General features: G+C 73.7%; 14 protein-coding genes. 12 read left to right on the top strand and 2 right to left on the bottom strand.

Features of this window, described 5'->3' with window-relative positions; genetic code table 11:
* Positions 1 to 29 precede the first annotated feature (29 nt).
* Both ACZ5XZ_RS06980 and ACZ5XZ_RS06975 read right to left on the bottom strand, forming a co-directional pair.
* Entirely contained in the window at positions 30 to 512 is a 483-nt protein-coding gene (locus ACZ5XZ_RS06980) for a hypothetical protein (RefSeq protein ID WP_468975052.1), read from the bottom strand.
* Positions 509 to 946, bottom strand: a complete 438-nt coding sequence (locus ACZ5XZ_RS06975) for a nuclear transport factor 2 family protein (RefSeq protein WP_468975051.1) — start codon at positions 944 to 946, stop codon at positions 509 to 511. The genes ACZ5XZ_RS06980 and ACZ5XZ_RS06975 overlap by 4 nt, the downstream gene beginning before the upstream one ends.
* A 277-nt stretch (positions 947 to 1,223) precedes the next feature.
* Between ACZ5XZ_RS06975 and ACZ5XZ_RS06970 the strand changes: the two genes are divergently transcribed.
* From ACZ5XZ_RS06970 to ACZ5XZ_RS06915, 12 genes are read left to right on the top strand one after another with little or no spacing between them, the layout of a single operon-like run.
* Positions 1,224 to 2,291 (top strand): ketoacyl-ACP synthase III family protein, encoded by a 1,068-nt coding sequence (locus tag ACZ5XZ_RS06970; protein ID WP_468975050.1) that lies wholly within the window; start codon positions 1,224 to 1,226, stop codon positions 2,289 to 2,291.
* Positions 2,285 to 3,136 (top strand): holo-ACP synthase, encoded by an 852-nt coding sequence (locus ACZ5XZ_RS06965; RefSeq protein WP_468975049.1) that lies wholly within the window; start codon positions 2,285 to 2,287, stop codon positions 3,134 to 3,136. The genes ACZ5XZ_RS06970 and ACZ5XZ_RS06965 overlap by 7 nt, the downstream gene beginning before the upstream one ends.
* Positions 3,133 to 4,626: a class I adenylate-forming enzyme family protein gene (locus tag ACZ5XZ_RS06960; RefSeq protein ID WP_468975048.1), complete on the top strand. Its 1,494-nt coding sequence runs from the start codon at positions 3,133 to 3,135 to the stop codon at positions 4,624 to 4,626. Before ACZ5XZ_RS06965 ends, ACZ5XZ_RS06960 begins: the two co-directional genes overlap by 4 nt.
* 6 nt (positions 4,627 to 4,632) lie before the next feature.
* Positions 4,633 to 5,262: a hypothetical protein gene (locus tag ACZ5XZ_RS06955; protein ID WP_468975047.1), complete on the top strand. Its 630-nt coding sequence runs from the start codon at positions 4,633 to 4,635 to the stop codon at positions 5,260 to 5,262.
* Positions 5,259 to 6,956: a GH3 family acyl-acid amido synthetase gene (locus ACZ5XZ_RS06950; RefSeq protein ID WP_468975046.1), complete on the top strand. Its 1,698-nt coding sequence runs from the start codon at positions 5,259 to 5,261 to the stop codon at positions 6,954 to 6,956. The genes ACZ5XZ_RS06955 and ACZ5XZ_RS06950 overlap by 4 nt, the downstream gene beginning before the upstream one ends.
* Positions 6,953 to 7,810 carry a class I SAM-dependent methyltransferase gene (locus ACZ5XZ_RS06945; RefSeq protein ID WP_468975045.1) on the top strand — a complete coding sequence of 286 codons (858 nt, stop codon included), beginning with the start codon at positions 6,953 to 6,955 and terminating at the stop codon, positions 7,808 to 7,810. Before ACZ5XZ_RS06950 ends, ACZ5XZ_RS06945 begins: the two co-directional genes overlap by 4 nt.
* Positions 7,807 to 9,264 carry an FAD-dependent oxidoreductase gene (locus ACZ5XZ_RS06940; protein ID WP_468975044.1) on the top strand — a complete coding sequence of 486 codons (1,458 nt, stop codon included), beginning with the start codon at positions 7,807 to 7,809 and terminating at the stop codon, positions 9,262 to 9,264. The genes ACZ5XZ_RS06945 and ACZ5XZ_RS06940 overlap by 4 nt, the downstream gene beginning before the upstream one ends.
* Positions 9,261 to 10,388, top strand: a complete 1,128-nt coding sequence (locus ACZ5XZ_RS06935) for a hypothetical protein (protein ID WP_468975043.1) — start codon at positions 9,261 to 9,263, stop codon at positions 10,386 to 10,388. The genes ACZ5XZ_RS06940 and ACZ5XZ_RS06935 overlap by 4 nt, the downstream gene beginning before the upstream one ends.
* A complete protein-coding gene (locus tag ACZ5XZ_RS06930) occupies positions 10,385 to 11,143 on the top strand; it encodes a DUF6182 family protein (protein WP_468975042.1) in 759 nt (252 codons plus the stop codon). The genes ACZ5XZ_RS06935 and ACZ5XZ_RS06930 overlap by 4 nt, the downstream gene beginning before the upstream one ends.
* Entirely contained in the window at positions 11,127 to 11,783 is a 657-nt protein-coding gene (locus ACZ5XZ_RS06925; protein ID WP_468975041.1) for a LysR substrate-binding domain-containing protein, read from the top strand. The genes ACZ5XZ_RS06930 and ACZ5XZ_RS06925 overlap by 17 nt, the downstream gene beginning before the upstream one ends.
* Complete coding sequence (locus ACZ5XZ_RS06920) at positions 11,780 to 12,571, top strand: alpha/beta fold hydrolase (protein ID WP_468975040.1); 792 nt, start codon at positions 11,780 to 11,782, stop codon at positions 12,569 to 12,571. Before ACZ5XZ_RS06925 ends, ACZ5XZ_RS06920 begins: the two co-directional genes overlap by 4 nt.
* Positions 12,565 to 13,452 carry a class I SAM-dependent methyltransferase gene (locus ACZ5XZ_RS06915; RefSeq protein WP_468975039.1) on the top strand — a complete coding sequence of 296 codons (888 nt, stop codon included), beginning with the start codon at positions 12,565 to 12,567 and terminating at the stop codon, positions 13,450 to 13,452. Before ACZ5XZ_RS06920 ends, ACZ5XZ_RS06915 begins: the two co-directional genes overlap by 7 nt.
* Positions 13,453 to 13,558: the final 106 nt, after the last annotated feature.

The raw sequence follows: 13,558 nt of genomic DNA, 5'->3' as shown, positions 1-13,558 counted from the left end.
TGTGCGGTTGTCCTTCGCGGCCGGCGCCCTCACTCGGCCGGCGCCGTCCGGTGCGCCGGCAGCGGTGCCCCGAGCTGCACATAGACGTCCAGCAGATCGTCGGAGAGCCAGTACTCGGCGATCCGTCCCGCCGCGTCGAGGCGCAGGATGTCGACGCCCTGCTGCTCCACGGGAGTGCCGGGCGCGGCCGTCGCGCCCTCGGGCCGTCCAGACCGCCAGTCGCCGGTGAACCGCCAGCGGCCGATGAGGTGGCCGTCGTCGGTGAACGGCCCCAGCGCGGTGCGGAACCGGGCCCGGTCGTACGAGGACCGGAAGGCGTCGATCCAGGCGACCATCCGCTCACGGTCGGTGATGCCGGCGGGGTCCGGCATCCCGTAACGGGGCAGGTGCAGCGTCACCTTGTCGGCGACGATGCGCGCGGCGTTGTCGTAGCGGCCGTTCCAGATGCCCAGCCACTGCTCCCAGAGGTCGGCGGCGGCCCGCGGCGGTCGTGCGGTCTCGCGCGCGTTCACCGCTGCTCCCGGTCCGCGGGGGTGCCGGGCACCTCGTCGGTCTCCACACCCTGCGTCCAGGCCTCGGTGACCTGGCCGTCGACGATCCGGAGGATGTCCACCCCCGACCAGTGGATGGTCCCGCCGGGCACGTCGGAGGGCCAGCCCGTGCGGCCGAGGCACTCGGCGGTGCCGTACCAGCGCCAGACGGCCAGTTCGCCGTCCTGTACGGGACCGAAGTCGGTCTCGTAGCGCAGGCTCGCGAACTTGGACCGGAATCCGGCCACCCATTCGGCCAGCGCCGCTCCGTCACGAATACCCGAGGTGTCGAAGACCGCCGCTTTGGAGGGCAGATGGACGCGGAAGTCGTCGCCCACAATCTTGAGTGCGGCCTTTGGGTCCTCGTTCCACATTTCCAGCCAGATTTCCCACACTTCGGCAGCTGTGCGCGCCATTCGATGGTCCTTTCCCTTGATTGCGACGGGCCGAAAGAGCCCGCCGAGCGGCTTTCCTCTGACACAGAGCCGCCGGGCGGTCACCCGGATACATCCAGAAACCACCGCGGGGGAAACGGCGAACCGCGGGCCCGAAGTCGCCGCGCACACCGGAACGTACGGCCGGGGGTGTATCCACCGGTGGGCCTGCCGGGTCTGTAGTGGCGTAAGTGACGCAGCGAATCCCCGAAAGGCGAAGCCACCCTCCGCGGAACGACCGGAGCACAGGAGCCCCCTCATGCGGTTCGGCGAGAACATGACGATCGACGCGGCCGTCTGCTGGCTGCCCACCACCCGGCAGTCCGCCGCCTCCCAGGTGTCCGACGGCGTGCTGACCCCGGCGGAGTCGGCGCAGTCCGGTGTGGTGGAGGTGCCGGTCGCCGTCGCGCACGCGGCACCCGAGATGGCCGTACTGGCCGGACGGCGGGCCCTGCGGCAGGCCGGGGTGGCACCCGCGGACGTCGATGTGCTGTTCCACAGCTGGACCTACCACCAAGGGCACGACTTCTGGTCGCCGGCCCACTACGTGGCCGACGGGGTGGGCGCGGTCAACGCGGTACCGGTCGGCATCGCGCAGATGTGTCACGGCGGCGCCATGGCCCTGCACGAGGCCGCCCTGCACCTGTGCGCCGACCCGTCGGCCAGGGCCGCGCTGGTGACCACCGGCGACCGCTTCCAGCGGCCCGGCTTCGACCGCTGGACCAGCGACTCGCACGTCGCCTACGGGGACGGCGCCACGGCCGCGGTGCTCTCCCGTTCCGGCCGCGGCCTGCGGCTGCTGGCCCAGACCGTCCGCGCCGCCCCCGACATGGAGAGCATGTACCGCGGGGACGACCCCTTCAGCCCGGCGCCCATGGAGCACAGCCGCCCGGTCGACGTCCGGCGCACGAAGAAGGCGTTCGCCGCGGCGGGCGGCATGGCCCGGTTCGCGGAACTGGCGCCGGTCGCCATCGGCGACCTGGTCGCCGCCGCCCTCGCCCAGGCGGGCCTGGCGCCCGGCGACCGCCGGGTGCGGCATGTGCTGCTCCCCCGGCTCGGCCCGGCGACCCTGGAACGCACCTACCTGCCCGTCCTGGAGCGGCAGTTGCCGCACGCCACCGTGCACCGGCCGGGCGCCCGCACCGGGCACCTGGGCAGCGGCGACATCCTCGCCAACCTCGCGGTGGTGCACAGCGAAGCCCTCGTCGCCGACGGGGAGGTGGCGCTGCTGCTGTCCGGCGGGGGCGGATTCACCTGGTCGTGCACCGTGGTGGGCCGCGGCACCGGGCCGGACGGCTCCGCCGGGGACGGAGCGGCACCGTGCTGACCGGCGTCGATGTGCTGCGGATCGGGGAACTGGACCGGCTGCTGCAACGCCCCTGGTTCCGGGCCTACGCCTTCGCCGCGGAAGAGCTCGACCACGCGGCGGCCTGCGGCCCCACCCGGGCCCGGGAGTTCCTCGCCGGCCGGTTCGCGGCCAAGGAAGCGGTGGTCAAGGCCCTGGGCGTCGGCTTCGGCTCCGGAGTGCGCCCCCACCACGTCACCGTACGGCGCTCCACGGACGGGGCGCCCTCGGCCCACCTGTCCGGCGCGGCCGCGCGGATCGCCGCCCGGCTCCGCCTCCAGGAAATGAGGGTCTCCATCGCCCACAAGGACGAACTCGTCGTGGCCACCGCCGTGGCGACCCAGCACCCGCAAAAGGAAGAGGGCATGTCACCGCAGTCCACGACACCCGAGGTCCCCCCGGCCCGGACGTCCGCCGAAGAGGCCCCCGTCACCGCGTTCCTGCGGGTGCGCATGGCCCCGCACGACGCCCACTACGGCGGCGGCCTGGTCGACGGCGCCCGGATCATGCAGCTCTTCGGTGATCTGCTCACCGAGATCACCGTGCGGACGGACGGCGACGAAGGGCTGCTGTCGCAGTACTCCGACGTCCGCTTCACCGCCCCCGTCCACCCGGGCGACTACCTGGAGGCGACCGCGCGCCTGGTCCGTCGGACCCGGCTGCGCCGCGTCGTCGCCCTGGAGGCGCACCGGGTGATAGCCGCCGGCGGAGCCGACCGGGTCAGCGCCGCCCGGCTGCTCGCGGCGCCCGAACTCGTCTGCCGGGCGACCGCCACCACCGTCGTGCCGATGGGCGCGGCCTCGTCCCGGAAGGAGCAGCAGCGATGACACCGGAGCCCCCCACACCGGTCCACCTCCACGACATCCTCGACGCCGCCGCCCGCACCCACCCCGACGCGCCCGCCGTCGTCTGGCAGGAGACCACCCTCACCTACCGGGAACTGGCCGCGGCCAGCACCTCGGCCGCGAGCGTCCTGCGCGCCCACGGCGTGCGGCGGGGCTCACGGGTCCTGGTCTCCGCCGAGGACGGGCATGCGGTGGCCGCCGCGGTGTACGCCGCCTCCCGCCTGGGCGCGGTCTTCAGCGTGCTCCACGAGGACGTACGCGGCGCGCCGCTCGTCCACGTCCTCGACGACGCCGAAGCCACCCTCCTGGTCACCGATGACCAGGCGGCGCAACGGACCGCGCACGAGCGGGATGTGCCGAGCCTGCACGCGGCGGAGCTGCGGTCCGGCGGCGCCCCCGACGAGCTGCCGGACCCGGGCACCCTCACCACCGACCCGGCCTGCCTGATCTACACGTCCGGTACCACCGCGCTGCCCAAGGCCGTGGTCGGCACGCACCAGCAGATGCTGTTCGCCATGCGGGCCATCCAGGCCGAACTGCACCTGCGCTCCGACGACATCGTCTACTGCCCGCTGCCGCTGTCCTTCGACTACGGGCTCTACCAGCTCTTCCTGGCCACCCTCAGCGGCGCGACACTACGGCTGGCGACCACCGCCGAGGCCGGCCCGCCACTGCTGCGCAGCCTCCAGCGCAGCGGCGCCACGGTGCTGGCGGGCGTCCCGTCCGTCTCCGGCACCCTCGCCTGGCTGGCCAAACGGGCCCCGGGTACGCCACTGCCCGGGCTGCGGCTGCTGACGAACACCGGCGCGGACCTGCCCGCCCGCACCATGGCCGAGCTGCGCGAGCACCTGCCCGCGCTGCGCATCCAGGTCATGTACGGGCTGACCGAGTGCAAACGCGCGGCGATCATGGAGCCGGACGGCGATCTGAAGCGGCCCGGCTCCTGTGGCCGGGCGCTGCGCGGCACGGAGATCGTCATCCTCGACGACCAGGGCGCGGAACTCCCACCGGGCGACATCGGGCAGATCGCCGTCCGCGGCCCGCACGTCATGGCCGGCTACTGGCGCCGCCCGGAACTGACCGCCCAGCGCTTCTGGCGCCGCGAGGGGCTCTTCCCCGAACTGCGGACCGGGGACTACGGGCACCTCGACGCGGACGGCTACCTCTACTTCTCCGGCCGCCGCGACGACCTCTACAAGGAGCGGGGGTTCCGCGTCAGCTGCACCGAGGTGGAGGCCGCCGCCCTGCGCATCGCGGAGGTCACGGCCGCCGCCGTACTGCCACCGGCGGACGGCCGCCCCTCCGTGCTCGCCGCCGTCACCGAACTGTCCAAGGAGGAGGTGCTGGAGCGGATGCGGCAACAGATCGAACCGTTCAAGGTCCCGCGCCGCTGCGTGCTACTGCCGGAACTGCCGCTCAACGGCAACGGCAAGGTCGACCGCGCACGCCTGCGGGCCCTGGCGGAGAGGTAGGCCACCGTGACGGAGCACCAGTTCTTCGTTCTGCTGGGGCCGGACGGCGCCGGGAAGTCGTCGGTCCTGGCGGAGGTCGCCAAGCGGGCGCCGGCGTGGCGGACCCTGTCCACGGACCGGGAGCTCACCGCCGAGAAGTACGCGCTGATCACGCAGTTGCGCCGCAACGTGGTCGAGGACGTGCTGCCCGAACTGGGCGGCGCGTACTCGGCCGACTTCCTGGCGAGTCTGCTGCAGACCGCCGTGGTTCATCTGAGGGACCAGATGGCCGCCCAGGACCCCCGCACCCCGCTCCTGATGGACTCCTACTACTACAAGATCCTGGCGAAGTGCCGGCTGGCCGGCGTGCGGGCCGGTCCGCTGTTCTCGTGGTGGCGGTCCTTCCCGCAGCCGCGCGGGGTCCTCTACCTCGATGTCGCGCCGGAGTCCGCCTGGCGGCGCAGCGCGAACGGGGCGCGGCTCAATCCCCTGGAGTACTTCGGAACGCGCCCCGTGTGGGGCGGCTTCGAGAGCTACCAGAAGCAGCTTCGGAAACTGATGCTGGAAGAGGTGCGGCAGTTGCCGGTGGAGATGCTCGACGAGCAGGACAGCGTGGCGGGGACCGCGGAGCAGGTGCTGGAGGTGCTGTCCCGGTGAACACGGCGGGATCATGGGGCGCCCCGGGCCACGCCGAACGGTACCGGGCGCGGGTGTTCGAGGAACGAGACCGCCTGATGGCGTCGCTCGCCGACATGCGGCAGGAGCAGCAGCGGGTCCTTAAGGACCTGTTGGACTTCAACGCCGGAACGGAATTCGGCAGGCGCCACGGATTCGCCGGCATACGGACGATCGACGACTTCCGCAGGGCCGTTCCCCTCCAGGACTACTCCGCGCACGCCCCCTACATCGACCGCATGGCGGCGGGTGAGAGCAATGTGCTGTCGGCGGACCCGGCCGTCGTGTACTTCACCAGCAGCGGCAGCACCGGAGCGCACAAGAAGATCCCGGTCACCCGGCGCTTCATGCGCACCACCTTCTTCCCGTTCTACTACGCGGCCTGGGCACCGCTGCTGGAGCACTTCCCGGAGGTGCTGGCCCGGCCGGACGCCGTGCTCAACCTCAAGCACGACCCGCTGTCGGCCCCGCCGACCACGGCGGACGGGCGGCCGCATGTGGGGGCCAGCCAGGTGGACTTCGGCGAGATGTTCGGCGAACCGCTCTCGGCCGAACCCGGCACGCAGGCGCCCTGGGCGACCCTGCCGGTCGACGTCGCTCCCGACGACCACCTCCAGAAGATGTATCTGCGGCTCCGGCTCGCGGTGCAGAGCGATGTGCGCTGCCTGATCGGCATCAACCCGGCGATGATCGCCGCCGTCCCGTACCAGCTGAACCTGTGGTGGCCCCGGATCGTGCGGGAGGTGCGCGACGGCACCCTGGGCGGGGTGGCCCACCGGGCACCCGACCCGGAGCGCGCCCGCGAACTGGAGCGGCTGGCGGAGTACTTCGGCGTGGTCCGCCCGGCCCATGTGTGGCCGCGGCTGCGTGCCCTGTTCTGCTGGACGACCGGAGTGGCGTCGCTCTACATGCCCGCGCTGCGGGAGGAGTTCGGGACCGGCGTCACCGCACTGCCGGCGCCGGTGGCCGCGTCTGAGGGGCCGTCGGGTGTGGCGCTGGACCGGCACGGCTCGGCGGGGAGCCTGGTGGTGTCCGCGTCGGTCTACGAGTTCGTGCCCGCCGACGACGACCTGCTGCCCGGCACCCAGACCCTGCTGCCGCACGAACTCGAAGCGGGCCGTGACTACCACGTGGTCTTCAGCCACGTCGGCGGTCTGTACCGCTACGCGGGCGGAGACGTGGTGCGCGTCGTCGACCGGGTGCGCGGGGTCCCGCGACTGGAGTACGCCGGCCGCAACACCCGCTCCGACGCGGCCGGGGAGCGGCTGCGCGACGCCCAGGTCGTGCGGGCACTGCACCGCGCACTGGGGGCCACCGGCCTGCAACTGCGCAATGTCGCCTGCCGCGTGGAGGCGTCTGCCGGCGCCGCGGTGCGCTACACCTTCGCCCTGGCCGCCACCACGCCCTGGAGCGCGGCGGAGAACGCACGCTTCGCCGCGCTGCTCGACCAGGGCCTCACCGCGGAGTCCGCGGACTACGGGCGGGCGCGGGCCGACGGCCGGCTCGACGCCCCCGTCCTGCGCCACCTCGACCGCGACGCCTTCCACCGCGACTGGCACACGGCCGTGGCCGGCGGCATCCGCCCGACCCAGGTCAAGGACCGGATGTTCCGGCAGGACGACGCGCTCTGGCAACGCCTGACCCACACCACGACGGACGGGGAAGAACCGGCATGACCGACCTGCTGAACGCCGTGGAGCGCACCGCTCTGCTCACCGCGGCCCTGCGCGCCGCGGAGACCCGCCGCGCGGACCGGCTGTACGAGGACCCCTACGCCGCCCGGCTCGTGGGCGAGGCGGGGGAAGGACTGCTCGCCGAGGTCCGTGCCGCGACCTTCCCACCCGACCGGCCGCGCTCCCTTCCCAGCACCCCCGACTACAACGCGATCCGTACCCGGTTCTTCGACGACTTCCTCCAGCAGGCCGCCCAGGAACCGGAGACGACCCAGATCGTGCTGGCCCCGGCCGGTATGGACTCCCGGGCCTACCGGCTGCCGTGGCCCGACCACATCCGCTACTTCGAGGTCGACCGGCCGGCCGTGCTGGCGTTCAAGGAGCAGCGGCTCCGGGGCGTCGCGCCACGGGTCGCCCACCGCACCGTCGCCGTCGACCTCACCGCCGAGGACTGGGAGAGCCGGCTCGTCGCGGCCGGCTACGACCCGGCCCTGCCGTCCACCTGGCTGCTGGAGGGGCTGCTCTACTACATCCCCGAGCCGGACGCGCACCGCATGCTGCAGCGGGTCGCCGCCCTCACCGCGCCCGGCAGCCGCATCGCCGCCGACATCGTCAACGCGGCGGCCCTCACCCTGCCCCACATGCAGGGACTGCTGAACGTCTTCGCGGGGTGGGGCTGCCCCTGGCTGTTCGGCAGCGACGAGCCCGAGGCGCTCTTCGACCGCTACGGGTACGAGGTCCGCGCGGTACAGCCGGGGGAGCCGGAGGCGGACTTCGGCCGGTGGCCGGACCCGGTGCCCGAGCGGGACGTCAGGGACGTCCGCCGGGTGTTCTTCGTCCACGGGCGGCGGCGTTGACCACGCCCGCCGTGCTCATAGCGGGGGCCGGTATCGCCGGCCTCGCCACGGCACTGGCACTGCGCGAGCGCGGCTACCGCGTGCGGATCCTGGAGCGGTCCGGCCCGCCGCCGGAGGGACCGGCCGCCAAGGCCGCCGAGGAGTGGCGGCGGCCCACCGTGCCGCAGAGCGCCCACTCCCAAGTCCTGACCTCCCTGGGCATGCGGGTGCTGGCCGAGCGCCTGCCGGGCCTGCTCGACGCCCTGCGGGCGGAGGGCGGCCATACGCTCGACCTCACGGCCGCCGCGCCCCGCACGGCACCGGGCGGTGCCCGGGAGCCGGCCGACGACCACCTGGTCGCGCTCGCCATGCGCCGCCCCGTGCTGGAGCTGGTGCTGCACCGCGCGGTGCGCGACACCCCCGGGATCGAGATCGGTTACCGAACCACGGTCCGCGGTCTCCTCCTGGCCCCGTCCGGGCGCGCGGTCGCCGGCGTGGTCACCGACCGGGGAGAGCACCTCCCCGCCCGGGTGGTCGTCGACGCCTCCGGCCGCAAGGCCGCGTCCCGGTCCTGGCTCGACGCCGCCGGCATCCCCCTGGCCGAGGACCTGACCAGCCCGACGGCGGTGCGCGCCGCCACGCGCTTCTACCGGCTGACCGGCCCCGGGCGGCCCGGACCGCTCAACCGGGGCAACGCGGCCGGCGGCATCTACGGCCACTACGCCGCCGTGCTGCACCCCGCCGACGGCGACGTGTTCGCCGTATCGCTGGGACTGCTCACCGGGGACCCGGCGACGCGGGGACTCCCCTCCCCCGACGCCTTCACCGCCGTCGCCCGGCTGTCCCCGTACCTGGGGCCCTGGTTGGCCGACGGGGTCGCCGTACCGCTCACCGCCGTGCGCGCGATCACCTTCGCACCGAACATCCTGCGCGGCACCGCCACCGCCCGGCAGCAGCCGGTGGCCGGGCTGTTCCCGGTCGCGGACGCCGCCTGTGTCACCGACCCGCTCTACGGACGCGGTGTGTCCCTCGCCTTCGCCCACGCCTTCGCGCTGGCGGACCTGCTGGACTCCCACCCGGCCGTCGGCACGGCACAGAGCGAACGGGCCGCGCACCTCGCCGAGGAGCTGTTCGGCCCCTGGTACGCGCAGGCGGCCCAGGACGGCCTGACGCGTATCGCGCTGTGGCGGGCGGCGGCCGACGGGACGCCACCGCCTCGGCAGGGCACCGCCGACACCACCGCCCGGCCGTCCATGGCGGCGATCGCGACCGCGGCCGCCTCCGACCTCACCGTGTGGCGCGGTCTCACCCGCGTGCTGATGACCCTCGCCACCCCCACTGAGGTCTTCGACGACCCCGACTTCCGGGCACGGGTGCACCGGGCCCGCCCCCGCGACCAACCGACCGGACCGCTGCCGCCGACCCGGGAGGAACTGCTGGACGCCATGGCCACCGGGCGAGGAGCGCAGCGGTGACCCGCCGCCCGACCGTGCTTCTGGCGCCGATCACCGTCACCCCCGCCAAGCCGCTCACCCCCAGCCACCTCAAGGGCCTGCTGTGGACCGATGTGATGTTCCGGGCCACCGCGCAGCTGGCCGACGTGACCTACCGCTACAGCCACACCACCTACCACCCCACCGAACAGACCCTGGGCTTCTGGGAGTTCCTGGACCGCACGGCCGGCGACACCGACTACACCACGCTCACGGAGGAGGAGATCGGGGAGCTCTACGTCCGGTACCGGGCCGAGGGCCGCCGTCCCCCCGCCGAGGACCTGCGCCCCTATGAGGAGGCCGTCGAGAGCGGCGGCTGGGTGCACCCCGCCAGTGCGCGCGTCCTGCGCCTGTGGGCCGGCCACTACGCCCGGCTCGGGCTGCACGACCCGGGGCTGGAGCGGCACCAGCCGCCCGGCCTAGGGCTCGACGAGATGATCGGCCGACTGGTCTCGGCGGGCACGGGGCTGGACCAGCGGGACTGCGGCGGCCCCGTCTACCTCGACGCGACGCGCTTCGGCCTGCCGCTGCGCCAGATCGTCTCCCCCGACGGGCGCCCCAACTACCTGGCCTGCGCGCTGCGCGAACTGCTGCCACTGGTCCCCCACTACGACGAGGTCGTGTTGCTCTACGACCGCGAACTCGACCCCGACTACCAGCTGTTGCAGCGGGTGCTCGCCGGACCGGACCGAACCGTCCACCGGGTGCCGGTCGGCCGGGTACCCCTCGACGGGAAGATCACCTCGGCCCGGCACGGCGGCTGGCACGCCTACACGGTGGACGCACTGCTGCGGGCCGTGGGCGAGGACCACGAACCCGCGGTACGGCGCCTGGGCATACGGCTGTACTTCATCGCGACCCTGGGACCGGGGCAGGCGCAGTCGTTCCGGCACGACCTCCTGCGGCAGTGCCTGCTGCGTGCCGAGCGGCTGCTCGACCGGTCGGAGGCGGCCGCGCGGAGCGACGGCCCGCCCGACGTGCCGGCCGCCCTGGCCCGCCACCGCCGCGACCACACCTATGTCGACCCCTACCGGCTGACCTCGTCCCTGCTCGGCAAGAAGGGCCCCGCCCCCGACCGCGCACTGCTCTCGACGGTGTACCTATGACCCTCTCCCCCGAACTCCTGCTCGGTGTGGCCGCGCAGCGCCTGCGCACGGCCCGGCCCGAGTTCTCCGGGCCCCTGGACCTGTCCAGCCCCCAGGCCCTGCGCGCGGCGAAGGGCCGGATCGCCGCCCTGGACGGGCCGGACGGTTCCGACGGGGCGCTGGTCGTCTCCGTCGTCAGCCGCTTCGACCTGCGGAGCTGGGTGCGGGAGACCTGCCGCTTCGCGCTCGGCCTGCCGGCGGACGAGAGCGCGGCCTGGCGGCGCTCGTTCACCCGCACCGTCTACCTGTCCGGCCGGCCCGACAACCTCCGGGAACGCTTCGCCTTCGGCCACATCGGCGACGACGGCGCGGTCGCCTGGACGCGTCCCGCCCCGGACGGCGCCACGGCCACCCTCCGCAGGCTGCTCAAGGCGTTCAGCGGCCCGCAGCCGCTGGCCTCCTGGCGGCCGATGACCGTCGACGTCCCCGCCGCGGTCCCGGGCGGGCGGGCGCCGGTCCACCGCGACGTGTACGTCGCCACGGCCGGGGCCACCGTCGCGACGGTGCTCGTCCAGCTCAACCATCTGCTCGCCGAGTCCGTCATGGACGGGCTGATCGCCGGCGGGGACCGGCTGACCGTGCGGGCGGTGCCGCGGCTGGCCGGGGTCGGCGAGCCGTTCGCGGCCCTGCGGATCGACACCGACACCCACCGTCCGGACGCGCTCCAGGCGTACGCCGGACTGACCGAGGAGACCCGCGTTGCCCCCTCCCCATGACGCCACCGCCACCACCGGCGCCGACGCCGCGAGCCGCCCCGTCCGCCTCGGCGCGCACGGCTCACCGCGCCTGGCCGACGAGCTGGTCGCCGCCGCGGGCCGCGACCGGCGGGACGTGGAGTTCGTCCCCTACGACCTGGCCGACCCGTTCGGGCCGCTGCGCGCCGACGAGATGGACGTCCTGCTCGTCAAGTACGCGCTGCGGGAACCGGACCTCGCCTTCAGCGAACCCGTGCTCTTCGACGGCCGGGCCCTGATCCTCGGCGCGCACCACCCCCTGGCGACCCGCGCGACCGTGTCGGTCGAGGAGGTCGCCGACTACGACACCTTCAGCTGCCCGGGCGACTTCCCTCCGTACGTCTGGGACCAGGTCGTGCCGCCGCGCACGCCCGGCGGCCGCCCGGTGCGCCGGGTCCATCCCATGACCACGGTGGAGGAGATGGTGGACCTGCTCGCCCGCTCGACCGCCGTGCACCCGTCGTTCCGCTCGCTCGGGGACGTCCTTCCCCCGCACATCCGGGCCGTCCCACTCCACGACCTGCCACCGGCCCCGGTGTCCCTCGCCTGGCGACGCGACGCACAACTACCCACTGCTGTCAGGCAGTTCATCACCGACGCCGAACGGAGTGCCCAACGATGACCCCGGCGAACAGACCCCCTGTCGTCCTGCTCCACGCCCTCCCACTCGACTCCTCGATGTGGGACACCCAGGCGCGCCGGCTCCGCGCACGCGGGCACCCGGTGCTCGCCTACGACCAGCGCGGCTTCGGCGGCACCCCCCTGGGCACGGACCCGCCCTCGCTCGACCTGGTGGCCGACGACCTCGCCCGCCGGATGGACCAGCGGGGAATGCCCCGCGCCGTCGTCATCGGCGCCTCCATGGGCGGCTATGTGGCGATGGCCTTCCTGCGCCGCCACCGCGCCCGCGTCCTCGGTCTGGGCCTGCTGTCCACCAGGGGGACCGCGGACACCGCGGAGGGCGCCGCCCAGCGGAGGGGGTTCGCCGAGCGGATCCTCGACGACTCCCTGCGCGATCAACTCGTCGCCCACACGACACCGATGCTGCTCGGGGCCACCACCCGCGCCGAAGCACCGGACACGGTCGCACGGGTGGTGTCCCTGGCCGCGGCCGCGGCGCCGGAAGCCGTCGCCTGGGCGCAGCGCGCCATCGCGGCCCGCCCGGGCGCCCTGGACGACCTGCGGACGACCGAGGTACCCGCCGTGATCGTCGCCGGCGAGGAGGACGAGCTGGTCTCCCTCGACGAGGCGCGGCAGCTGGCCTCGGCGCTGCCACAGGGACGACTCGTCACCGTCGCCCGAGCCGGACACCTGCCGCCGGTGGAGGCACCGCAGCGCACCACGGACGCCCTCGTGGAGCTGCTCGACACCGTCGGTGCGGCGGAGCGGAAGGGAGCGGACGCATGCTGACGGAAGGGAGCGGACGCACGGTGAGCGACGACCACGAGTCCTGGGGCTACGCCTCCTCCACCGGCCTGGGTTTCACCCGCAACGACATCGTCGAGGCGCACTTCGCGGCCTGCGCTCCGTACTACCGCCAGGCCCTGGACGAGGCGGGCATCGAGGCGGGCTGGCACGTACTGGACGCGGGCTGCGGCAGCGGTTCCTTCCTCCCCCTGCTGGCCGACCGGGTCGGACCCACCGGCCGACTGTCGGCGATCGACCTGGCCGAGGAGAACGCCGCGCGGGCCGCCGAGCGGATGCGCGACCGCCCCTCCACCCCACCCACCGCTGTCCAACAGGGCGACATCCTCAACCTCCCCTACGAGGACGGAACGTTCGACGCCGTCTGGTGCGCGAACACCACCCAGTACCTGGACGACGCCGAACTGCTCGGCGCACTAAGGGAGTTCCGCCGAGTCGTCCGCCCGGGCGGGGTCGTCGCCGTCAAGGACCTCGACGCAAGCCTGATCACGGCACGCCCCGGGGCCGACCCCTTCCTCTTCACCGACTTCTTCCGCACGGCCGCACGGACCCCCGGATACGCCCGCCAACTCCTCCGGGCGCGCGACCTCTACCGCTGGCTGACCGAGGCGGGACTACAAGGCGTGCGACAGCGCACCCTCGTGATGGAGCACTACGCCCCAATGGACCCGGCCGTCCGCCGCTTCTACGGCCTCGCCTGCGCCCGCATAGCCCAACAGGCCACCGACGCCGCCCTCGACGGCGGCTGGCAGGCATTCCTGGACCCCGACGACGCCACCAACCCACTCAACGACCCGCTCGGCTACATCAGCGAGGGAAACGTCATCACCGTCGGCACCGCACCGATGGCCACCGGCAACCCGTGACGCGGCGACCGACCTGCAGTGATCGCCCGCACTACCCACCTTTGGGTGGATTGGACAGCAGACGTCAGTCAATGCGCACCACCCCGTGCTCTGCTTTCCCTGCTCC

Source organism: Streptomyces sp. NPDC033270 (genome assembly GCF_055576575.1).
This window is presented reverse-complemented; position numbering and strand designations above follow the sequence as displayed.

What these genes read in the sequence shown, in the direction of transcription:
- ACZ5XZ_RS06975 (WP_468975051.1), bottom strand. Translation starts at nt 946, where the DNA reads ATGGCGCGCACAGCTGCCGAAGTGTGGGAAATCTGGCTGGAAATGTGG.
- ACZ5XZ_RS06945 (WP_468975045.1), top strand. Translation starts at nt 6,953, where the DNA reads ATGACCGACCTGCTGAACGCCGTGGAGCGCACCGCTCTGCTCACCGCG.
- ACZ5XZ_RS06920 (WP_468975040.1), top strand. Translation starts at nt 11,780, where the DNA reads ATGACCCCGGCGAACAGACCCCCTGTCGTCCTGCTCCACGCCCTCCCA.
- ACZ5XZ_RS06960 (WP_468975048.1), top strand. Translation starts at nt 3,133, where the DNA reads ATGACACCGGAGCCCCCCACACCGGTCCACCTCCACGACATCCTCGAC.
- ACZ5XZ_RS06915 (WP_468975039.1), top strand. Translation starts at nt 12,565, where the DNA reads ATGCTGACGGAAGGGAGCGGACGCACGGTGAGCGACGACCACGAGTCC.
- ACZ5XZ_RS06930 (WP_468975042.1), top strand. Translation starts at nt 10,385, where the DNA reads ATGACCCTCTCCCCCGAACTCCTGCTCGGTGTGGCCGCGCAGCGCCTG.
- ACZ5XZ_RS06970 (WP_468975050.1), top strand. Translation starts at nt 1,224, where the DNA reads ATGCGGTTCGGCGAGAACATGACGATCGACGCGGCCGTCTGCTGGCTG.